Annotated in this window: 20 protein-coding genes; 16 read left to right on the forward strand and 4 right to left on the reverse strand. The window is 56.9% G+C overall.

The window, feature by feature from the left end:
* Positions 1–69: 69 nt before the first annotated feature.
* Complete coding sequence (locus MJA45_RS10320; RefSeq protein ID WP_315607171.1) at positions 70–3,102, reverse strand: glycoside hydrolase family 2 TIM barrel-domain containing protein; 3,033 nt, start codon at positions 3,100–3,102, stop codon at positions 70–72.
* Positions 3,103–3,331: 229 nt separating this feature from the next.
* A complete protein-coding gene (locus MJA45_RS10325; protein ID WP_315607172.1) occupies positions 3,332–4,114 on the reverse strand; it encodes an SDR family NAD(P)-dependent oxidoreductase in 783 nt (260 codons plus the stop codon).
* 313 nt (positions 4,115–4,427) lie between these two features.
* On the opposite strand from MJA45_RS10325, the gene MJA45_RS10330 reads away from it, so the two are divergent.
* From MJA45_RS10330 to MJA45_RS10345, 4 genes are all read left to right on the forward strand, one after another.
* A complete protein-coding gene (locus MJA45_RS10330) occupies positions 4,428–5,174 on the forward strand; it encodes a (Fe-S)-binding protein (protein WP_315607173.1) in 747 nt (248 codons plus the stop codon).
* Positions 5,155–6,681 (forward strand): LutB/LldF family L-lactate oxidation iron-sulfur protein, encoded by a 1,527-nt coding sequence (locus tag MJA45_RS10335; protein ID WP_315607174.1) that lies wholly within the window; start codon positions 5,155–5,157, stop codon positions 6,679–6,681. Before MJA45_RS10330 ends, MJA45_RS10335 begins: the two co-directional genes overlap by 20 nt.
* Complete coding sequence (locus MJA45_RS10340) at positions 6,674–7,396, forward strand: LutC/YkgG family protein (protein WP_315607175.1); 723 nt, start codon at positions 6,674–6,676, stop codon at positions 7,394–7,396. Before MJA45_RS10335 ends, MJA45_RS10340 begins: the two co-directional genes overlap by 8 nt.
* A 68-nt stretch (positions 7,397–7,464) precedes the next feature.
* A complete protein-coding gene (locus tag MJA45_RS10345; RefSeq protein ID WP_315607176.1) occupies positions 7,465–8,184 on the forward strand; it encodes a FadR/GntR family transcriptional regulator in 720 nt (239 codons plus the stop codon).
* Between the two features lie 64 nt (positions 8,185–8,248).
* Here the strand turns inward: MJA45_RS10345 and MJA45_RS10350 are convergent, their stop codons facing one another.
* Positions 8,249–9,058 (reverse strand): glycerophosphodiester phosphodiesterase, encoded by an 810-nt coding sequence (locus MJA45_RS10350; protein WP_315607177.1) that lies wholly within the window; start codon positions 9,056–9,058, stop codon positions 8,249–8,251.
* 176 nt (positions 9,059–9,234) lie between these two features.
* On the opposite strand from MJA45_RS10350, the gene MJA45_RS10355 reads away from it, so the two are divergent.
* A complete protein-coding gene (locus MJA45_RS10355) occupies positions 9,235–9,408 on the forward strand; it encodes a hypothetical protein (protein ID WP_315607178.1) in 174 nt (57 codons plus the stop codon).
* Positions 9,409–9,740: 332 nt separating this feature from the next.
* Here MJA45_RS10355 and MJA45_RS10360 read toward each other — a convergent pair whose 3' ends face one another.
* Positions 9,741–9,947 (reverse strand): DUF1657 domain-containing protein, encoded by a 207-nt coding sequence (locus MJA45_RS10360; protein ID WP_315607179.1) that lies wholly within the window; start codon positions 9,945–9,947, stop codon positions 9,741–9,743.
* A 135-nt stretch (positions 9,948–10,082) separates the two neighbouring features.
* Between MJA45_RS10360 and MJA45_RS10365 the strand changes: the two genes are divergently transcribed.
* The 11 genes from MJA45_RS10365 to yhbY all read left to right on the forward strand — a co-directional run bounded on the left by MJA45_RS10365 (position 10,083) and on the right by yhbY (position 20,652).
* Complete coding sequence (locus tag MJA45_RS10365) at positions 10,083–10,943, forward strand: DUF421 domain-containing protein (protein WP_315607180.1); 861 nt, start codon at positions 10,083–10,085, stop codon at positions 10,941–10,943.
* A 23-nt stretch (positions 10,944–10,966) separates the two neighbouring features.
* Positions 10,967–11,440 (forward strand): stage V sporulation protein AC, encoded by a 474-nt coding sequence (gene spoVAC / locus MJA45_RS10370; protein WP_315607181.1) that lies wholly within the window; start codon positions 10,967–10,969, stop codon positions 11,438–11,440.
* A gap of 1 nt (position 11,441) precedes the next feature.
* Complete coding sequence (spoVAD, locus tag MJA45_RS10375; RefSeq protein WP_315607182.1) at positions 11,442–12,458, forward strand: stage V sporulation protein AD; 1,017 nt, start codon at positions 11,442–11,444, stop codon at positions 12,456–12,458.
* 15 nt (positions 12,459–12,473) lie between these two features.
* The gene (spoVAE, locus tag MJA45_RS10380; protein WP_315607987.1) at positions 12,474–12,824 is read left to right on the forward strand and encodes a stage V sporulation protein AE; all 351 of its coding nucleotides are present in this window, start codon (positions 12,474–12,476) and stop codon (positions 12,822–12,824) included.
* A gap of 304 nt (positions 12,825–13,128) precedes the next feature.
* Positions 13,129–14,088, forward strand: a complete 960-nt coding sequence (locus tag MJA45_RS10385; RefSeq protein WP_315607183.1) for an AAA family ATPase — start codon at positions 13,129–13,131, stop codon at positions 14,086–14,088.
* A 4-nt stretch (positions 14,089–14,092) separates the two neighbouring features.
* The gene (locus MJA45_RS10390) at positions 14,093–15,331 is read left to right on the forward strand and encodes a DUF58 domain-containing protein (protein WP_315607184.1); all 1,239 of its coding nucleotides are present in this window, start codon (positions 14,093–14,095) and stop codon (positions 15,329–15,331) included.
* Entirely contained in the window at positions 15,331–17,562 is a 2,232-nt protein-coding gene (locus tag MJA45_RS10395; protein ID WP_315607185.1) for a DUF4129 domain-containing transglutaminase family protein, read from the forward strand. The genes MJA45_RS10390 and MJA45_RS10395 overlap by 1 nt, the downstream gene beginning before the upstream one ends.
* Positions 17,563–17,723: 161 nt before the next feature.
* A complete protein-coding gene (locus tag MJA45_RS10400; protein ID WP_315607186.1) occupies positions 17,724–18,221 on the forward strand; it encodes a YqeG family HAD IIIA-type phosphatase in 498 nt (165 codons plus the stop codon).
* 90 nt (positions 18,222–18,311) lie between these two features.
* Entirely contained in the window at positions 18,312–19,430 is a 1,119-nt protein-coding gene (yqeH, locus tag MJA45_RS10405; protein ID WP_315607187.1) for a ribosome biogenesis GTPase YqeH, read from the forward strand.
* A 41-nt stretch (positions 19,431–19,471) separates the two neighbouring features.
* A complete protein-coding gene (locus tag MJA45_RS10410) occupies positions 19,472–20,320 on the forward strand; it encodes a shikimate dehydrogenase (RefSeq protein ID WP_315607188.1) in 849 nt (282 codons plus the stop codon).
* Positions 20,321–20,361: 41 nt separating this feature from the next.
* Positions 20,362–20,652: a ribosome assembly RNA-binding protein YhbY gene (gene yhbY, locus MJA45_RS10415; RefSeq protein ID WP_315607189.1), complete on the forward strand. Its 291-nt coding sequence runs from the start codon at positions 20,362–20,364 to the stop codon at positions 20,650–20,652.
* Positions 20,653–20,659 lie beyond the last annotated feature (7 nt).

Here is a 20,659-nt window from a genome sequence, read left to right on the forward strand (position 1 = left end):
CCGTCAGGCAGGAGAGCACCTTTTTTGTGTCGCTTTTTGTTAATAATTTGTGGCAAACCAGACATTCGGTTATTCGTCTTCTTTAAAAACCGGACGAAGGGTAAGCCGGAACTCGAATTCCTTCTCATCCAGACGGTATGGCTCCAAGAGAGCCGGACCGCAGGAATTGGAGCCGACGCCGCTCATTTTGTAATCCAGGCTGACGATGGTTTCCTTGCGTGGTACGAGCTCATGGTTATGGGAGGCGGCCGTCAGGTCCTCCGGCGTGTAATGGGCGGCATGGAAGGAGAAGTGAGGAGAGTGTCCGGTGAACCGGAGGCCCATTCCGAGCTCGTTCGTGACCGCCGCCCATTCGGTTCCATAGCGGGAGCCGTTTTCCTGCGGCATGATGTAATTCTCGAACATCTCGTCCACCCGCTGGACGTAATGCCCCCGCTTCACGCTCTGCCGCTTGTCGATATAGGATTCATGAGGACCTAACCCGAAATACTCCACTTCCTCCGTCCCTTTCGGCATGGAGAGCTGAAGACCGAAGCGGGGGAGGAAAGGAAGGCCTTCGCGGACCTTCACATGAGTCCGGAGCTGAATCTCGCCCGAGCCGTCGACCGTCCATTCCGCTTCCCCATGCAGAACAGGGTATCGGATATAGCCCCCAAGCGAGTAGGAAACGACAATGCGGGCACGGGACTCGTCCACCCGGCTCCATTCCACCTGGTAAACCTTCTGAACCGCCCGGTCGAATCCGTTCGTCTCCCATTCCTTGCGGATGTTCCGGTCGTTATCCGTAGGCGCCCTCCAGATGTTGAATTTGGCCGGAGCGCTGATCAGGGAAACTCCATGCTTGGTTATCTCCGTGAAGGTTCCGTCGTACCGGTCGAACACATGACGGAAATCGAAGCCTTCGAGGATCAGCCGGTGGCCTTCTTCCCGTATACGGAGCGCCGGCAGGGAGGCCGTGGCCTCGCCTGTTCCGGCCGGGGTCACGGGAAGCTCAAACTGCTCGAAGGTCAGCTCGTAGCCGGCGTCCGCCCACAGGGTTTCCTGCTTGGTGCGGATAGATAAGGTCAGAATGGCACGTCCGCTTAGCCCGCTCGTCAACTCATAGGGGATGCTGATCGTACCGGTGGATTGGGGAGTCACTTCCAGGTTCCGGATTTCCCCTTGCTGAATCGTCTTCCCGCCGTCGTCCTCCACCTTCCAGAGCAGGGTAACGCCGGACAGATCGGTAAAGTCGTAAAGGTTCGTGATCCTTACCGTACCTTCCGACAGATTATCCGCGTCAAGCCGAACGGGAGCGATCACCTTCTTCAATTCCAGAAGGCCGGTATGCGGGATGCGATCCGGCGTGACCAGACCGTCGATGCAGAAATTGCCGTCATTCGGCTTATCCCCGAAGTCTCCTCCATAGGCATAAAAGGCCCGGCCATCCGCCGTTTCGGCGGCGATGCCGTGGTCGATCCATTCCCATACGCAGCCGCCCATCAATTTGGGGTAGCGGTAAATGACATCCCAATAATCCTTCAGGTCGCCGGGGCCGTTGCCCATGGCGTGGCTGTATTCGCATAAGAACAGCGGCTTGGTGTTCGCCTCGTTCTGGGCGTACTGCTCGATATCCTGAACGGAGGCGTACATCCGGCTCTCCATGTCCAAGCTATCGACGTCCGTGCTTCCCTTATAATGGGGAGCGGCTCCTTCGTAATGGACCGGACGGGAGGAATCGCGCTGTCTCGTCCATTCGGCCATGGCGATATGGTTGGCGTCGTAGCCGGATTCATTGCCCATGGACCAGATGACGATGGAGGCGTGGTTCTTGTCCCGCTCCACCATCCGGGAAGCGCGTTCCACAAAGGCCTCTTTCCATTCGGGCAGGCGGGAAAGGACATGGAAGGCGCCTTCCTTCCAGCTGTCCGCGGATCCGATTCCGTGGCACTCCAGATCCGCTTCATCGACCACATAGAAGCCGAGCTCATCGCATAACTCGAGGAAGCGCGGATCGTTCGGATAATGGGAGGTGCGGACGGTGTTGATATTGTGGCGCTTCATTAGCAGGAGATCCTGCAGCATGTGGCGCAGCGGAATGGTTTGTCCGAGCACCGGGTGGGAATCGTGACGGTTAACCCCCTTCAGCTTGACGGGACGGCCGTTGACACGGAAGACCCCTGATGCGATCTCCACATGGCGGAACCCGGTTGCAAATTCCAGAACCTCGCTGCCGCCCGAGATCTCCAGCCGGTAAAGATAGGGATTCTCCGCATTCCAGAGAACGGGCTGGGAGACCTTGAGCTCGAGAGTGCCTTGCCCGTTAATCTCAGCGGAAGCTTCAGCGATCACCTTTCCGTCCGGGTCCGTCAGCCGCGCGGTTACCCCGACAGGTCCCGTCGTCTCGATCTCGCTTGCCAGCACCGCTTCTCGGTAATCGGCCGAAAGGATCTGCCGGTTGAAGACATCGCGGACGTGGGCCTTGTCCCGGGCAAGAAGATAGACATCGCGGAAGATCCCCGAGAATCTCCACAAATCCTGGTCCTCCAAATATGTTCCATCGCACCACTTCAGGACGAGGACCGCCATGCGGTTGCGGCCGCTCCGGAGATATGGGGCAAGGTTGAATTCAGCCGGAACCCGGCTTCCCTGGCTGTAGCCGACGAACTGCCCGTTGACCCACAGATAGAAGCAGGAATTCACCCCTTCAAACACGACATAAGGCTCTTTGTCCTGCCACCGTTCGGAAACCTCAAAATCTCTTACATACAAGCCGGCGGGATTGCGGTCCGGTACATAAGGGGGATCGCAGGGAATCGGATAGTTGACATTGGTATAGTGCAGCTGATCATAACCGTTGGTCTGCCAGCACGAAGGCACGATCAGATCGTCCCAGCCGCTGACGTCGGCGTTCTCGGCGAAGAAAGCTTCCGTCACTTCCTTGACGCTTTCCCGGTATTGAAACTTCCAGCTTCCGTTCAGGGTCCGATAATAGGGAGAACGGCCGCGTTTCCGGGAGCGGGCCGACCCGGAGTCGGCATAGGGAATGTACGACGACCGCGGCTTCTCGCGGTTAACCTGAAGCACCGTTAAATCTTCCCAATACTTGGGGAATGATGGCATGTGGATCGCTCCTTGCTAATGGAATATAACTATGTTTCGATTGTATAAGAAACCGCACAGCCTCTGCCATAATACAATTCTCGGCTGGATATAACGATATTCAGGAGAGAAGGATATAGGATACCGCAACAGGAACCGCTTCTCCGATCCAAAAAGAAAAAGACACCGGCGGGTGCCTTTTTCTAAACTTCCCTTATCGATCGCCGACAAGGTCCTGCAAAAAGACGGCTTAAAGAGCGGGCCCTTTTCCGCCGTCCACATTGACGGACGTTCCGGTTACATAGGAAGCCGCTTCCGAAACGAGGAAGGTGATGACCTTCGCCGCTTCATCCGTCCGTCCGATGCGGCCAAGTGGGATGCCGTGCTCGGGAGAAGAAGCAAACTCGTCCCATGTCAGCTCCGGAGCCGTCCGTTGCCATTTCTTCTCGATCTGGTCGCTGCGGATCATCCCGATGCAGACGGTGTTGACGCGGATCCCATCAGCAGCCAAATCGCGGCTCATCGCCTTCGTGAGGGCGAGTCCGGCCGCCCGGCTGACCGTAGTCGGAAGGGAAGAGGCAGGCGGCGTTTTGGCAGCGGAGGTGGTGATGTTCACAATGGCTCCTCCGCCGCTTTCACGGAAGTAAGGAAGGGCCGCACGGGAGAACCGGATAGCGGCGTGCAGCTTCAGATCGAGGTCATAGCCCCAGCTTTCGTCCTCGACTTCTTCAAACGGCTTGGCGGCCGATGTGCCGGCATTGTTGATAAGAATATCCAGGCGGCCGAACGCTTCCGCCGCCTGCTTAACCGCGTGTAGGCATTCTTCCGGAACGGTGACGTCCGCCCGGATCGTTACCACCTCACGGCCGGTTCTTTCCTTGATAAGAGAGGCAGCCTTCTCCAGGTCCGTCGTGTTGCGGGCGCAGATCGCTACGCGAGCCCCCTCGGATGCAAGCTGAGCGGCCGTTTCCAAGCCAATCCCCCGGCTTCCGCCGGTCACCAAAGCGGCTTTATCCTGTAAACCTAAATCCATAGCTACTAATCCTCCTTAGGGTTAATCCGACTTTATGTATCGGCTTTAACGTAGCATGGGGAAACGGCGCAAGTCAATCCGGCGCAAGAAGGAAGAGGCCTCCTGCCGGGAGAAGCTGAATCGAGCCCTGCACTTGATTCTTTTGGTTTTAATCCTTCGTCATAAGACTATTGTTCCCTCTGCCTTTATGGAGTAGAATAAAAGGAAACCGCAGGAACGTCAGTCCGCGGCCTTATTTTTAATTCAACTTGTCTGATAAGCTGATAACTTGTTTGGCATGGTGGAACGGATAAGTCAGGAGGGGGAGAACCTTTTGAAGGTATCATTGTTTATTACTTGTTTAAGCGACGCCGTCTATCCCCGGGTGGGGGAGGCCATGGTTAAGCTGCTTGCCCGGTACGGGGTGCAGCTGCATTTTCCGGAGGTCCAGACCTGCTGCGGCCAGCCGGCCTTCAACAGCGGCTACTGGGAAGAAGCCCAAGCCTCGGCCCGGACCATCCTGAAAGCGTTTGAGGACAGCGATTTCGTCATCTCGCCATCCGGCTCGTGCACGGGAATGATTCATCATTATTACCCGAAGCTGTTCGAGAACGATCCCGTTCAGCTGGCCAAAGCCCAGGAGCTGGCATCGAAAACCTATGAATTCACCCAGTTTCTGGTGGATGTGCTCGGTGTGGAGGATGTGGGAGCCGTCTTTCCCCACAAGGTCACCTATCATCCGTCCTGTCACGGCTCCCGCCTGCTCGGCATTCGCAGTGAACCCGCGGTCTTGATGAACAACGTGAAGGACATGGAGCTCATTCCTCTTCCTTACGCGGAGGATTGCTGCGGGTTCGGGGGAACCTTCGCCGTGAAGATGTGCGATATTTCCGGAGCGATGGTGACCGAGAAAACGGACCACGTGCTCGAAACGGAGGCAGAAGTGCTGGTGGGCCTCGACATGGGCTGTCTGATCAACATATCGGGAAATTTGCGCTACCGCGGAAGGCCCGTCCGGGTGATGCATCTGGCGGAGCTGCTGTATGAGGGGGTGAAGGCCGGTGAGCGCAGTGCAGGCTAAGCAGGGAACGGTCAAGGAAAGGGCGCAGATCGCTCTGAACGACGAATTTCTTGTCAACGCGGTCAAGTTTACGACCGAACGGCTTCGCAACGGTAAGAAGTCGGCATCGGCCGAGCATGGGAATTGGGAGGAATGGCGGGAAAGAGGGCGGCAGATCCGGCTGCATACGATTGCCCACCTGGATTACTACCTCAACCAATTCATTGAGAATGCCCGGGCCAACGGGATTCACGTCCATTTTGCCGCGACGGCGGAGGAAGCGGTTGCCGTTACGATGAAGATCGCCCAGCATGCCCAGGCCCGATCGGTCGTCAAGTCGAAATCGATGGTATCCGAGGAGCTTCATATCAATCATGCGCTTGAAGAGCTTGGCATCGAATCCGTGGAGACCGATCTCGGGGAATATATTATCCAATTGGCGGGCGAAACGCCTTCCCACATTATCATTCCGGCCATTCACAAAAACCGCTACCAGATCGCCGAGCTTCTGTCGAAGGAGGCGGGAGAAACCCTCCCTCCGGAAACGTCCATTCTGGCCGGCTTCGTCCGGCGGAAGCTGAGGGAGAAGTTTCTCGAGGCCGAAGTCGGCATGACCGGGTGCAACTTCGCGATCGCCGAAAGCGGCTCGATCGTCTTGTTCGAGAACGAAGGAAATGCCCGGATGGTCAGTACGGTTCCGAAGACGCAGATCACCTTGATGGGGATGGAACGGATTATCCCCACTTGGGATGACCTGGAGGTGATGGCGACGCTTCTTCCCCGGTCCGCTACGGGCCAGAAGCTGACAGTCTATATGTCCGGGATTACGGGGCCGAGGCGGGAAGCCGACGGAGACGGTCCCGAGGAGATGCATATCGTCATTGTCGACAACGGACGTTCCCTTCAACTTGGTGACCCGGAATTCCAGGAGCTCCTGAACTGCATCCGGTGCGGTGCCTGCTTGAACGCCTGTCCCGTTTACCGGCATATCGGGGGTCACGCTTACGGAGGCACCTACAGTGGTCCGATCGGAGCGGTGCTTACTCCCGCCCTCAACAAGAACGTCGCCGAATGGGACGATATCGCCAATGCCTCCTCGTTGTGCGGGGCCTGCTACGAGGCTTGTCCGGTCAAAATCCCGCTCCACGACATGCTGGTCTATTTGCGTCACCGCAAAGTCGAACGCGGCAAAAAGGCATGGGACGAGAACATCGGGATGAAGGGCTTCGCCTACGTCATGGGCAGCCATAAGCGGCTTAGCCGCGTCTTGAAGCTGGGGCGTCTCGGACAGGGCGTGGTGGTCCGCGACGGGGTGATCAAAGCCCGAATCGGCCCGCTGGCCGGCTGGAACGCCCACCGGCATACGCCGAGTCTGCCGCCGAAGTCTTTCCGCGAATCGTGGAAATCGCTGGATCAGGATGTCACAGCGGAGCTGCGGGGGCTGGATCCCGGCGTAAAGCAGCGGATGGAGCAAAGGATGAAGCAGGCTATAGAGGACCGTGTACAGGGAGGGAAGCAACATGGCTAATCCGAATCCGTTTCTCGCGGGGCTCGAGGAGAAGTCGAGAGAGCGTCAGAAGGAATTCATATCGCATATCGCCGGCCGCTTGGGACGCAAGCCGCTTGCGGAGAAGCCGCAGCATCCGTTCAAGGGAGCGCCTTCCTTCTGGCACGGCTTTGAGCTCAGCGAAGAAGAGCGCATCGCCTTGTTTATGGAGAATTGGCGCAAGGCGGGGGGGCATGCCTTCCGCCTGCCGGATGGGGAGGCGGTCCAGCAATTTATCGTCGAGCGCGTAGAGGAGACCAAAGCCCGGCACCTCATCCGCCAGGACCAGGAGGAGCTGGAGAATCTGGGCCTCGAAGAGGCGCTGCCTGACGTCGAATGGACAGTGTGGGGAAGGGAGCCGAAGGAACAGCTGCTGCCGATGGCCGCGGGGGCGGACATCGGTCTCGTCGCCGTCGACTTCGCCGCGGCGTACACAGGCTCCCTGGTGGTGACCTCCTCCGCGCAGAAAGGCCGTTCAGTCAGCCTGCTGCCTACCATTATGATCGCGATTATCCCCGTCTCCCGTCTGCGGACCCGGCTCGGCCAGGTGCTGGCGGAATTCGACGGGAAGCCCAGGGAGCAATTCCCGGCGGGCATCCATTTTATTTCCGGACCGAGCCGTTCCGCCGATATCGAGAATGATTTGACCATCGGCGTGCATGGGCCGGGAATCGTCTATGCCCTGCTGGTGGGGTAAGTCTCCCTGCGGGTATGGTATAATAATGGGATAGAAGGCGCCGTCCAGACGGCTGACAGGAGACCCCCATGGAAATAGCGAAGCTGTCCAAAAAGAACCATTACGAACATATAACGGAACAACTCCAGAATCTGATCGTGGAAGGGAAGCTTCAGCCCGGCGACCGGCTGCCCTCTACGAAGGAGCTGTCGGAGCGCTTCGGAGTGGGCAGATCGACCATGAGGGAAGCCCTCAGCGCGTTAAAGGCCATGGGCCTGATCGAGATCCGGCAGGGGGGGCCCTCTACCGTAAGCCGGCTGCCTGGAGCCGACAAAGTGGACATTCCCGGCCTTCACCAGCTGATCACCAACCGCGACGAGCTCTTGGAGCTGCTCGAAGCGAGAAAATCGCTCGAGGTTTCGAATGCCGGGCTGGCGGCCCTTAAGCGCAGCGTCCCCGATCTGGAGAGCTTCGCCCGGATTTTGGAGGAGATGGCGGCTCATATCGGAGACGAAGAAACGGGGGAGCGCACGGATCTGCTTTTTCATTCGGCTCTCGCCCGCTCCACTCACAATGGCATTATGGAAGGGATCTTCGACACCATCTCTTCCCGGATGGAGCTGGCCATTCGTGAAACACGCCGGATCGAGCTTTATTCCAATGCATCGGTATCGGAGCGGCTGTACCGGGAGCACCTCGCGATCTTTGAAGCCATCCGCTCCGGCCATCCCGACGCCGCCCAGGACAGAATGAAAGAGCACCTGCATCATGTCGAAGGCATATTAATGAAGTATTTGCAAAAAGGCTGACCGTCTGTCCGTCGAATCGGAACAGGGCGGTCAGCCTTCCTGCATAGCGGCCGTTTAACACGGTTTAAATTTTCTTTTTCATGAGGCCCATCAGCCTCTCGGGATAATTCGTGATAATGCTCGAAACTCCGAGATCCATCATCCGCGCCATATCCTGCTCGTTGTTGACGGTCCAGACATACACTTCCTTGTGGTACTTGGCGGCGAGGAGCATGAATTCCTTGTTGACGAGAGGGTAAGCGGCGCTGATGACCTCGTAATCGGAACTCCGGAAGAGGCCTTCGAGGTCCTTAGGCTTTTCTCCCACGATCAGCCCCGTCTTGATGGAGCCGTTGCCCTGCTTCACCCTGCGGAGCAGCTCGGCATCGAACGACGTAACGGTGCAGTGGTCGGTGAAATGATGTTTTTCGATAAGGTCGACGGTTTGTTCGGCCAGCCGGACCCCGTGTCCGTTGTTTTTGAGCTCGATGTTGAGCTTCAATCGACCCTTGGCCGTGACAAGGACTTCTTCGAGAGTAGGGACCTTCTCGTTCCGGTAGGAAGCCCCGAACCAGGCGCCGGCGCTGGCCCGGCGGAGTTCTTTATAGCGGATATCCCAGATCGGCTTGTTGATGCCAGTTGTCCGGCGGACATTATAGTCATGCATGACCACGAGAACTCCGTCCTTCGTTTCCTGCACGTCCAGCTCGGCATAGCCGGCCCCGTCCTCGATGGCTTGACGAAAAGCGCCAAGCGTATTCTCCGGAGCGGTTCCGGAGCTTCCCCGGTGAGCGGTGATCAGGCTGTGGTTCTCGGCATAAGTGGTTAAGGAAGTGGGAGACGAGGTAAAGCTCAAGGTGGACAGGACGGCGAAAACCAGAAGGATCTTTCTCATGGGGCATTCTCCTGTGATGTAAGATGGGGGTACTTAAGACCTAATATAGTATATTTGACATGAAAGCGCTTTATCCTTTTTTTATTATAAAAAAATTTTCCGGATTCAACAGCTCCTTCAGCGGTTATATTCATAGAGGGTGTAACAATTCTATTATAATCAAGAGGGGCTTAAAAATGATATTAAATATTCATTACAAATCCAAAAGAAATTCTGCCATAGCATCGGAATTAAAAGAGCTCGAAAAGTTCATCCAGGACCAGACCAAACGGGGCGAGCAGGTCGATCTCCGCGACTGGAAAACGTTCGAAGGCCGTTTCGGCCAGTGGCGCCGCCGGCAGCACGGATAAAGGCGGATGCGCAAGAAGACCTGTACGCATAGGCGTCAGGTCTTTTTTTGTGAGGGTCCGGCCGGGTCTTCGGGTTAATTCGAACACTCTGGGCCAATGACCATGGCTTTCTTCCGGGAGAATGAATAGGATGGGAGGAGATATAAGAACAGTGAAAGCTTAAGACAGGAGCCGTGCCCATGAGAAAATCTGTGATTGCCCTGGTTGTTCTTGTCCTGTTCGTCCTGCTGGCCATTGTGGTGGCCCTGCTCGTCTGATAAACCCGTTAAAGAGTAAACCGGTCTCTGCGTTAAGCAGAGGCCGGTTTTTTTGGGGATGCCGTGTTCTCGAGCTTAGAAGCCTTTGTATTGGGGCTCCTCGTTCTCGAGCTGCTGAACACGGGTGGACACCTGGTCGATAATCTGCTGGGTGGATTGGGCGGCCTGGGTGAAGAGGTTTTTGGCATCTTGGTTCTGGGTGCTCAGGGCGAAGGTTTCCAGGCTGGCTTGAGCGCTTTTCAGCGAAGCGAGAGTGGTTTTGACTTGGGAAGCGACTGTCATTGGGTTAGTCTCCTTTGTTGGTTGGTGGAATAACAAGCATTACTTTCCCCAGGAAAAAAGGAAACCATGTACATTTATAAGCCAGACAATTTTGACAAATAATGATACCGATCTCCATTAGAAAGGAGCCGGTATATGCCTGATTGGTCTGTGATCGCCCTCCGTTCCCTCGGGGCGGTGGTGATGCTGTTCGTTCTGACCCGGATTCTGGGTAAAAAACAGATTTCCCAGCTGACCTTTTTTGAATACGTGGTGGGGATTACCCTCGGGGAATTGGCGGGCTTTATCTCGACGGATATCGAAGCGCACTACTTCCTTGGCGTGACGGCCCTTCTGGTGTGGTTTCTCTCCGCTCTGCTCGTGGAGATGGTGACCTTAAAGAGCCGGTCGTTCCGCAATTGGATGGAAGGAAAGTCCCGGATACTGATTCAGAAGGGCAAGGTGCTCGAGGACAACCTGAAGAAGGAAAGGCTCTCGGGCGACGAGCTTCTCGAAGAGCTGCGCAAAAAGAATGTGTTCCAGGTGGCCGAGGTGGAGTTTGCGGTCATGGAGCCCTCGGGTGACATCAACGTGCTCCTTAAGAAAGAAAATCAGCCCCTAACGCCCAAACACCTTGGCATAACCGTAGCCCCGGAGTCGGAACCCCAAACGGTTATCATGGACGGAATCATTCTGGACGAGCCTCTGTCCACTCTCGGGTTCAGCCGGGGATGGCTGCTGACGGAGCTGGAGAAAGCCGGAGTGGCGGTGGAGAACGTCTTTCTCGGCCAGGCCGATCAATACGGTGAGCTCTTTATCGATACCTTTGATGACATGATCAAGGTTCCGAAGCCGCAGACGAAGCAGCTTCTGCTCGCTACGCTCAAGAAATGCCAGGCCGATCTGGAGCTGTACGCCCTGTCGACGAGCAACGGGGAGTCCAAAAGGATTTATGCCGATGGAGCGATGCAGCTGACCAGGAATGTGGAGCACCTGACTCCGCTTCTTCAACGATAGCAACCAAAGGAGGAATGGGTAGAATGGCTGACAACAAGAAGAAGAACCTGACTCCTACCCAGCAGGAGTACCAGAAGCTTGCCAAGGAAAAGGAGCCGCCGCGCCCCGTCTTCGCCAACTGCCTGAGAGCTTTTCTTGTAGGAGGGGTGGTCTGCCTCATCGGCGAGTGCCTGATGGAGCTGTTCAAGAAAGTCGGGTTTACGGAGAAAACGGCGGGGGACCCGACGGTGGCCTGCCTGATCCTGTTATCCGTCATTCTGACAAGCCTCGGCGTCTATGACAAAATCGCCCAATGGGCGGGAGCCGGGACGGGGGTTCCCGTTACGGGCTTCGCCAATTCGCTTTGTTCGGCTGCGCTTGAGCACCGGAGTGAAGGTCTCGTCCTCGGAGTCGGCGGGAACATGTTCAAGCTGGCGGGCTCCGTCATCATTTACGGTACGGTAGCGGCTTTCTTTATCGGGATCCTGCACGGGATTGCCAACGCGGGGGGGCATTGACATGCTGCAAGGGCATCAAAGCTGGCGATTCGACAACCGGCCGGTGATTATCGGCGCGGCAGCCGTGGTAGGCCCGGAGGAAGGAAAAGGGCCGCTGGCCCCAGAGTTCGACCGGGTTCACGGCGACACGCTGCTCGAGCAGAAAAGCTGGGAGAAAGCCGAGAAGATGCTTCTGGAGGAAGCGGGGAAGCTGGCTATCGAGAAATCGGGGCTGACGAAGGAAGACATTCACTTCTACGTCGGCGGCGATCTGATGAACCAGATCATCAGCAACACCTTCGCCGTCCGGACCCTCGGCATTCCCTACATCGGCGTTTTCGGAGCCTGCTCCACGTCCATGGAGAGCCTTGCCCTTGCTTCCATGCTGGTAAACTCGGGCTCCGCCAAGCATGCGATGGCGGGAACGTGCAGCCACAACTGCACGGCGGAGAAGCAGTTCCGCTACCCGACGGAATACGGATCGCAGAAGCCCCCGACGGCCCAATTTACGGTCACGGGAGCCGGGGCATCCGTGATCAGTTCGAATGGGACGGGACCGGTAGTCACCAAGGCGACGATCGGCCGGGTGGTGGACATGGGCATCAAGGACCCTTTTAACATGGGGGCGGCGATGGCTCCGGCGGCGGTGGATACGATCGAGGCGCATTTCCGGGATTTCGGGATCGAGCCCGGGCATTATGACATGATCGTCACCGGTGATCTCGCCTCCGTCGGGCTGGACATTGCGAACGAGCTGTTTGTGCGGCACGGCATCCCTATGGACCAGACGACCTTTACCGACTGCGGCCTGATGATCTACGACCGGACCAAGCAGCAGGTGCAGGCGGGAGGAAGCGGCTGCGGCTGCTCGGCCGCCGTCACCTACGGGCATCTGATCAAGCGGGTACAGAGCGGCGAACTGAAGAGGATTCTCGTCGTGGCGACGGGAGCGCTGCTGTCTCCCCTCTCGTTCCAACAGGGAGAAAGCATTCCCTGCATCGCCCATGCTGTTGCTATCGAACAGGGAAAGGAGGGCTGAGCCATGACCGCTGTCATGCCGTTTGTATGGGCCTTTATTATCGGAGGAGCCATTTGCGTAGTCGGCCAGCTGCTGATGGATGTTTTCAAGCTCACCCCGGCTCATACCATGAGCCTGCTCGTTGTGCTGGGGGCCGTGGTGGAAGGGCTGGGCTGGTATGATCCTTTCATCCGGTTTGCGGGTGCGGGAGCCACGGTGCCGATCACGAGCTTCGGCAACGCCCTGGCCCACGGAGCGCAGAAGGAGTTTGACGAGCACGGCTGGATCGGAATTCTGAGCGGTATTTTTACCGTGACGAGCGCCGGTGTGTCGGCCGCCATCATCTTCTCCTTCCTGGCCGCGCTGATTGCCCGGCCTAAGGGCTGATCATCGGCTGCCCATGCGGGAAATTCATTCATACGAGGGCCGGCGTCCCGGTTGGGGATGTCGGTTCTTTTTGGCATGCTCATGACCAAGTAAACAAGGAGCTAAAGAAGGAGAAAAGGCGAACACGATTCGACATTTTCCGAAAACTTTTGGAAATGTATGAATTTACAAACAATTTTAGATGCCGTACCGTTGTCTTTATTTTGAGAAATCTTGTAAACTGGATTATAGAGAGATAAGCAAGAATAAGGTTTGACAAGGTTCTAATGGGGGATTTTTGTTACAGACGGAGAGGAGAGCCTAAATGGAAGGACAATGGGACCAGGACATTCAGCTAGTTAACCGGCTCAAGAGCAATCTCGAGGCTTGCATTCTCGGCAAAAGCGAGGAAATCCTTCTGCTTCTGACCGCTCTGCTTGCAGGCGGACATGTGCTTCTCGAAGATGTTCCCGGAACCGGGAAAACGGTGCTCATTAAAGCGCTTGCTAAATCCATCCGCGGCCAATTCCGCCGGATTCAGTGCAATCCGGATTTGCTGCCCACCGATATAACGGGCGTTTCTATCTATCATCCTAAACAGGAAGAGTTTATTTTCCGGCCGGGGCCGGTGATGACCAATATACTGCTAACCGATGAAATCAACCGGGCCACCACCAAAACCCAGTCGGCCCTGCTGGAGGCTATGGAGGAAAGGCATGTGACGGTTGACGGGGAAGCGTACGAGCTTCCAAAGCCTTTCCTGCTTCTCGCCACGCAGAATCCGATCGACTTCGAAGGAACCTACGTCCTTCCGGAAGCCCAGCTGGACCGGTTCATGCTTAAATTCAGCCTCGGGTATCCCGATGAGCAGACGGAATACCGGATGGTCGTTTCCCAAAGCAAGGCCCATCCGGTCGAATCTCTCGAGGCCGTGGCTTCGGTCGAGGAGATCGTCGCCATGCAGGCCAAGGTAGGTGCCATTCACCTGGACGACGCGGTAGGTCACTACGCGGTGTCGCTTGTCCGGAACACCCGCGAACACCCCGCTATTTACCTCGGGGCAAGCCCGAGGGCCACGTTGTCGCTTGTCCAGGCGGCCAAAGCCTACGCCTTCCTGAACGGAAGGGATTATGTCATCCCGGATGACCTGAAAGCCCTCGCTCCTTACGTGCTGGGCCACCGCATCATTCTTCAAGCCGAGGCCAGGCTGGAGGGGACCACCGTCGCTTCCGTTCTCCGGTCCGTTTTCGAGCAGGTCAGGGTGCCTGTAAGACTGGAGAAGTGACGCCATGAGTTACCTATACACCAAGTCCGAACAACCGAAGGTCTCCAAGCGATTCTGGGCCGTTCTGGCCTGCTTTCTTTTCAGCCTGTTCTTTCTGCTCTTCCAAGGCGGGAAGCTGGCCTCCATGACGTTCGTGGTGGTAACGGTCCTCACGGTTTACATTCTGCTCGGCAGGTACAGCGGCATCTCCCGGGTAACCGGCTCCCGCCGGCTAGCCAACCTCGGCCAGGACGAGACGCTGGAGGCGGGAACGTCCCTCGACATTCAAATCGATCTTCATATCCCCGGCATGTGGCCGGTGCCTTACGTTTTTGTCCGCGACCGGCTTACCCACCGGAACAAAGGGGAGACGGTGTTCGAGTCGTCTTTTATTCCGGATTGGAATCGAAGGGGAAGAGTGGAATACCGGACCCAGCCGCTTCGCCGCGGCTTCTACCGGTTCGAAAGGTCGGAGTGCTCCACGGAGGATATTTTCGGCGTATTCGAGCACCGGGGGCCGCTGGATCTTCCGCTCGGCTTCCGGGTGCTCCCGCAGACGGTGCCGATCACCGAGTGGAGGCAGCTGCATCAAATGCTGAAGGGCATGCAGAGCCAGTCGACGACCACCCGGGCGCTGCGGGAAACGACCCAAATCAACGGCGTGAGGGAGTACACGTACGGCGACCGGCTTTCCCGGATTCATTGGAATGCGACCGCCCGGACGGGGACGTGGAAATCCAAGGAATTCGAACGGGAGTCGCTCCCCAAAACGATTGTCGTCCTGGACAGGGAACGCATGCATTACGAGGAGGACGAAACGTTCGAGCTCGCCGTATCGACGGCGGCTTCCCTGATGGAGTACGGAAGAAAGAACGGCATGGCGATCGGACTTCTTTCGGTCGGCCGGGAATCGGCTTATTTCGAGCCTAAGAAAAGCGGCCTGCAGTACAGCCGCATTCTGAACCACCTGACGGAAGCGGAAGCGGACGGCTCCCACTCCCTCCTGCATGTTCTGAACGACCGGGCCAAGATGTTCGTTCCGGGAACCTTCGTCGTGGTGATTTCCCCGAACCGCAGCGATTCTTCCCTGTCGGCCATCGGCTGGATTCGTCAGAGGCAGATGAATCCGTGCCACATTCTCGTGGGGGCCGATGCCGCGCACGATCCCCAGGCGTGGATTCAGCTGCTTCATTCCAAGGGAAGCCATGGCTATGCCGTCGGCGCTTTAACGGAACTGCCGGCAGCATTAGGAGGGAGAGGTTAATGGAGAGTGCCCGAGGATGGAAGTCCCTATTGCTATATGACTGGCAGCGCCGGCTGACCGTTTTCTTCACCGGGTTTTTCCTATATCAATTCGTCATGTGGTTTGCGGAGGAGGAGGGGGGGCTGCTTCCGGCAACGGTTTCCCTGATCCGGTTGACTTTGCTTGCCGTCCTCTTGACGGAATGGATGCCCGGACGGAGCCGGGGCGTTCCCCGGATTCTTCAATTGCTGCTGATTTTATTACTAAATGTTTGGTTTGTCGGCTATACTCCGATTGCGGCCAAGACGATCGGAGAGTGGATTTACAACAACTTTCTGCCCTTTTACCCGCTGGCCTGGTTCAGCCTGGGAGCCTGGTTTCTCTATTTGGCCGCCCTGTGGTGGGTCAAGTCTAAGGTGCGCATCTACGTGATGATCGTGCTGTGCCTTACCGCGATCGCCATCCGGGATTCCTTCAGCCAGGTGATCCTCTGGGATGAAGCGGCGCTTATGATTTTGTGCGGCCTGTTCCTCCTCGTCATCCGGCATTTCGCCGGCCTGAAGGAAAAAAATCCGGCGGGATGGGCTTATTTCGCCGATTACCCGGTCACCATCACCGCGCCTATCGTGCTGCTTCTTACCTGTACGGTAGGGCTGGGCATGCTGGCCCCCAATGTCGGGAATGTGCTGAAAGATCCTTATACCCTTTGGAAAAACTGGAAAGGGGAAGCGATCACGGTCGGCGGCAAAGGAAGCCCCGGCGTGGATCTTCCGCTGCCCAAAGGCAATTCCACCTCCGGGTACAGCCGGAATGACCGCACGCTGGGCGGGGGCTTTGATTTTGACTATTCGGAAGTCATGACCGTGGAAACCACGCACCGCAGCTATTGGAGAGGCGAAACGAGAGCACTCTACAATGGGAAGGGCTGGGAGAAGAGCCAAGCCGAGAAACAAGGGGCCGTGCAACAGGAGCTGAGCCTGGACAGCGAGCTCCGGAAGGACCCTCGCCTTCCTGACAGCCAGGCTCAAACGGTTGAGGTCAAACAAACCATCACCTTGTCCGATGAAGAATCGTACCCCGTTCTGTTTGGAGCCTTGTCCATCGCCAAAGTGGAGGCGCTCGGGGAAGAAAACGCCGGGTTCGACCGGCTCCGCTGGTCTCCGAAATCCCAAGAGCTCCGCTGGGCCGAGAGCCGTACAGGCAAGACGTATCCGAAGACGTACACCGTGATCTCCTACATGCCGGTCATCGACGAAGCGGGCTTGAGAACGGTGCCCGCCGATTTGCCGAACCGTTCGGCTATGGAGGAATACTTGCAGCTGCCGAATTCCCTACCCGATCGGGTCCGCCAGCTGGCCAAGGAGATCACGAAGGATGCCCCGACCCCCTATGACAAAGTGAAGACGCTGGAGCGTTACCTTCAGTTCAATTACCGGTATACCAACCAGCCAAGGGAGCAGAAATCGGAAAGCAGCGATTTTGTCGACCGCTTCCTGTTCGAAACGAAGGAAGGGTACTGCGACTACTATTCCACCGCTATGGCGGTGCTTACCCGGAGTCTCGGCATACCGGCCCGCTGGGTCAAAGGCTATTCCACCGGCTCCTCTCCGGTTGATGAGCTGGAGGAGCTGAGACAGAACGGCGGACCGGATAATCTTTCCCTTTCCACGGACGGGGCCGGCACCTACACGGTACGCAATTCCGACGCCCATTCCTGGGTGGAGGTTTACTTCAGCGGCTGGGGCTGGATTCCCTTCGAGCCGACTTCCGGCTTCGCCGTACCGGCGGTGCAGCTTCCCAACCAGCCGGAGGTTTCCCCGGTGCCGGAAACCGATCCCGCACCTGCTGCCCCGGCTCCGGCGGAAGAAGCCGGCGGCTCTTTCCCGGTGACGACGGTTCTGCTTATCCTGGCCATTGCAGCCGCAGCCGGCATCGGCGTCTGGTTCTGGTTCAAGCGGGGGGCTTCCGGTTTGGTAGCCCGCTACCGCCAGCCGGCGAGCTTGAACCATCAGCTCATTCAGGAATACAACAAGCTGATGAGAAGCAAGAGGCGCAAAGGCTTTACCGTTCATGAACACGAAACCGCACGAGAGACGCTCAGCCGCTGGATGAATAAGGATGCGTGGCTGTCCAAGGACCTGGAGCAGCTGCTCGCCTTGTTCGAGAAAGCGAAATACAGCTCGAGGCCGATTACCCCGGAGGAAATGGGAAGGGCATCGACGCTGTTCAAGCGGCTCAAGGAAGAGCTGTAGTCCAGAGCCGGCCGTGTCTGTCCCATGCTGAAGCCCGGATGAAGGGCTTCAAGGACAGGCGGCCGGCTTTTGTTTAGGGAATTTGGAACACCTTTTGCACGAAAAAGGCCAAGTGTGGTATAGTTTTGAATATCTATTCGGGAAATTTTGGGGTGAAAGACTTGCTTAACAATTTAATTCCCAGCCAGCAGGTAAACTCCATTTATGATATTCTTCTTCCGGAGCTGTGGAAGAACGGAGTTAAAGGGATTATTACCGATCTGGACAATACGCTGGTCGGGGCCAAAGTTCCTCTTGCCACACCGGAGCTGATCGAATGGCTCAAGCATGTGCAGCAACTGGGATTTAAGGTGGTCATCGTCTCCAACAACAGGCATGCCCGGGTCAGCAAGTTTGCCGACCCTCTGGGCATTCCGTTCATTTTTAGCGCCAAGAAACCTTCGAACGCGGCCTTCCGCCGCGCCCTTACGATGATGAACCTCCCGGCGGAGGCGGTGGCCGTCATCGGGGATCAGATGCTGACCGATGTGCTGGGGGGCAACCGGATGGGGCTTCATACGATATTGGTCCAGCCGATTTCTCTTTTGGACGAAGGTTTTTTTACCAAGGTGAACCGGAGGCTGGAGAAGATTGCCTTAACCTTTATGAAAAAACCTTGAATCCGCGAGTAGCCGGGATGCCTTCCCGGCTATTCTACTATTAGGGGGCTTATACCGCTTAGCTCCCATACGACAAGCAGGAGGATATTCATGAGCCGCGATATCGATCATAAGCATTGCGAGGGCTGCGGGGTGGAATTGCAGACGGAAGAACCATCCCGGTTGGGCTATATTCCCCCTCAGGCCCTTGAGAAGACACCGGTCGTCTGCCAACGCTGCTACCGGATTAAGCATTACAACGAGATGTCTAGCATCGCCCTTCAGCAGGATGACTTCCTGAAGATCTTGGGAGAGATCGGCCATACCCGGAGCCTGGTGCTGCATATTGTGGATCTTTTCGATTTTGAAGGGACTCTCATCAGTGGACTTCAGCGCTTTATCGGGACGAATCCCGTGCTCCTGGTGGTAAACAAAATTGATCTTCTTCCGAAGGTGACCAACCTTAACAAATTATTGAATTGGGTGCAGAAGCAGGCGAAGGAAAACGGCTTGAAGGTAGCGGACATTGTTCTCGTAAGCGCCAAGAAGAATATCGGCTTCGAACGCTTGCTGGAGAAGCTGGATCAGCATCGGGACGGCCGAAACGTGTATGTGGTCGGAGCCACGAATGTAGGGAAGTCCACCCTCATCAACCGCCTGATCCGGGATTACAGCGACTTGGAGGCGGAGCTGACGGTTTCCCAATACCCGGGTACGACTTTGAATCTGGTGCATATCCCGATTGATGACGGAAGTGACATTATCGATACCCCGGGGATCGTATACAAGCACAGGCTGACCGAGCTCGTTGAGCGGCGCGACCTTAACGCCTTGTTACCGGGGAAGCCGGTGAACCCGATGATCTATCAGCTGAACGAACGCCAGACGCTGTACTTCGGCAGCTTGGCCCGGTTTGATTTTGTGAAGGGGCCGCGGCAGTCGTTTACGTGCTATGTCTCGAACAGCATCAACATTCACCGCACCAAGCTGGAGAAGGCGGACGAGCTCTATGTAGAGCACAAGGGGAAGCTGCTTCAGCCGCCAGCTGAGCAAGATCTGGATAAGCTTCCTTCATTTACGAAGCATCCGATCCATGTGCGCAAAGGCCGCATGGTGGATGTTCTCATCTCCGGATTGGGCTGGATTAAGCTCAACAGCGAAGAGGGAGCGGAGCTCGAGGTGCATGCCCCGCGCGGGGTGAAGGTGGCCGTACGGGATTCCTTAATTTAACGGGGGAGGGAAACCGCATGAGAGGAACGGAGAGTTCCCGCATGTTGGATACACAAACAGTGATGTACGGGGTGTTCGGAGATCCGATCGCCCATTCGAAATCCCCGCTCATGCTGAACCGCGCCTTTGCCGAGGCGGACTTGAACGCGGCGTACGCCGCCTTTCATATTCGCCCGGGGACTCTGAAGGATGCCGTGGCCGGAATCCGGGCGCTCGGCTTCCGCGGGGTGAACGTGACGATCCCTCATAAGGTGGAAGTCATGGATTACCTGGATCACCTCGACGATGGGGCGAAGGCTATAGGGGCGGTAAACACCATCGTGAACGACCATGGCGTTCTGACCGGCTACAATACGGACGGGATCGGGTACGTGCGTTCCCTTAAAGAGGAAACCGGCGTGAAGCTGGCCGGCGCCAAAGTCGTTCTGCTGGGAGCCGGCGGCGCGGCGCGCGGACTCGTTTATGCGCTTGCCAAGGAAGGGGCGGCCAAGGTCACGCTGGCCAACCGGACGCCGGGAAGGGCGGTGGAGCTTGCCCGGGCGATGGGGGCTTACACGTCGACCGAAGGCATAGGACTCGACCAAGCCAAGGATGCAGTGGAAGCCGCCGACCTGGTCATCAATACGACGCAGATGGGGATGCACCCGAACGTGGAGGAAACCCCGCTGGACTCCTCCCTGCTCCGCCCCGGTATGATTGTAAGCGACATCGTCTACAATCCAAGGGAAACACGGCTCCTTAGGGAAGCCAAAGCGAGGGGAGCCCAGGTTCACGGCGGCTTGGGGATGTTCATCTACCAGGGGGCGTATGCCTTCGAATATTGGACCGGGCTTCCGGCCCCGGCGGCGGCTATGCGCGAGGCCGTGGAGCAGTCTTTTAGCAGCAATTGAAAACATTAACGATTTTAACATGCAGAATTGAGGGTAAAACTATGTTAACCGGTAAACAAAAAAGATACTTGCGCTCCCAGGCGCACCATCTGAATCCCATCTTCCAGGTAGGCAAAGGCGGGGTGAACGACCATCTCATCCGGCATATCCAGGAAGCGCTGGAGGTGCGGGAGCTGATTAAGGTCACGATCCTGAATACCGTTCCGGACGACCGGGACGAAGTGGCCCGTGAATTGGCCGAGGGTGCGGGAGCCGAGCTGGTTCAGCTCATCGGCAAAATCGTTATTCTGTATAAGGAATCGAAGGATCATAAAACGATCGAGCTTCCATAACGGAGGG

It is taken from the genome of Paenibacillus aurantius (genome assembly GCF_032268605.1).
GTDB classification, from domain to species: Bacteria; Bacillota; Bacilli; order Paenibacillales; family NBRC-103111; genus Paenibacillus_AO; species Paenibacillus_AO aurantius.

What these genes read in the sequence shown, in the direction of transcription:
- MJA45_RS10320 (WP_315607171.1), bottom strand. Translation starts at nt 3,102, where the DNA reads ATGCCATCATTCCCCAAGTATTGGGAAGATTTAACGGTGCTTCAGGTT.
- MJA45_RS10325 (WP_315607172.1), bottom strand. Translation starts at nt 4,114, where the DNA reads ATGGATTTAGGTTTACAGGATAAAGCCGCTTTGGTGACCGGCGGAAGC.
- MJA45_RS10340 (WP_315607175.1), top strand. Translation starts at nt 6,674, where the DNA reads ATGGCTAATCCGAATCCGTTTCTCGCGGGGCTCGAGGAGAAGTCGAGA.
- MJA45_RS10345 (WP_315607176.1), top strand. Translation starts at nt 7,465, where the DNA reads ATGGAAATAGCGAAGCTGTCCAAAAAGAACCATTACGAACATATAACG.
- MJA45_RS10350 (WP_315607177.1), bottom strand. Translation starts at nt 9,058, where the DNA reads ATGAGAAAGATCCTTCTGGTTTTCGCCGTCCTGTCCACCTTGAGCTTT.
- MJA45_RS10355 (WP_315607178.1), top strand. Translation starts at nt 9,235, where the DNA reads ATGATATTAAATATTCATTACAAATCCAAAAGAAATTCTGCCATAGCA.
- MJA45_RS10360 (WP_315607179.1), bottom strand. Translation starts at nt 9,947, where the DNA reads ATGACAGTCGCTTCCCAAGTCAAAACCACTCTCGCTTCGCTGAAAAGC.
- MJA45_RS10365 (WP_315607180.1), top strand. Translation starts at nt 10,083, where the DNA reads ATGCCTGATTGGTCTGTGATCGCCCTCCGTTCCCTCGGGGCGGTGGTG.
- spoVAC (WP_315607181.1), top strand. Translation starts at nt 10,967, where the DNA reads ATGGCTGACAACAAGAAGAAGAACCTGACTCCTACCCAGCAGGAGTAC.
- spoVAD (WP_315607182.1), top strand. Translation starts at nt 11,442, where the DNA reads ATGCTGCAAGGGCATCAAAGCTGGCGATTCGACAACCGGCCGGTGATT.
- spoVAE (WP_315607987.1), top strand. Translation starts at nt 12,474, where the DNA reads ATGCCGTTTGTATGGGCCTTTATTATCGGAGGAGCCATTTGCGTAGTC.
- MJA45_RS10385 (WP_315607183.1), top strand. Translation starts at nt 13,129, where the DNA reads ATGGAAGGACAATGGGACCAGGACATTCAGCTAGTTAACCGGCTCAAG.
- MJA45_RS10390 (WP_315607184.1), top strand. Translation starts at nt 14,093, where the DNA reads ATGAGTTACCTATACACCAAGTCCGAACAACCGAAGGTCTCCAAGCGA.
- MJA45_RS10395 (WP_315607185.1), top strand. Translation starts at nt 15,331, where the DNA reads ATGGAGAGTGCCCGAGGATGGAAGTCCCTATTGCTATATGACTGGCAG.
- yqeH (WP_315607187.1), top strand. Translation starts at nt 18,312, where the DNA reads ATGAGCCGCGATATCGATCATAAGCATTGCGAGGGCTGCGGGGTGGAA.
- MJA45_RS10410 (WP_315607188.1), top strand. Translation starts at nt 19,472, where the DNA reads ATGTTGGATACACAAACAGTGATGTACGGGGTGTTCGGAGATCCGATC.
- yhbY (WP_315607189.1), top strand. Translation starts at nt 20,362, where the DNA reads ATGTTAACCGGTAAACAAAAAAGATACTTGCGCTCCCAGGCGCACCAT.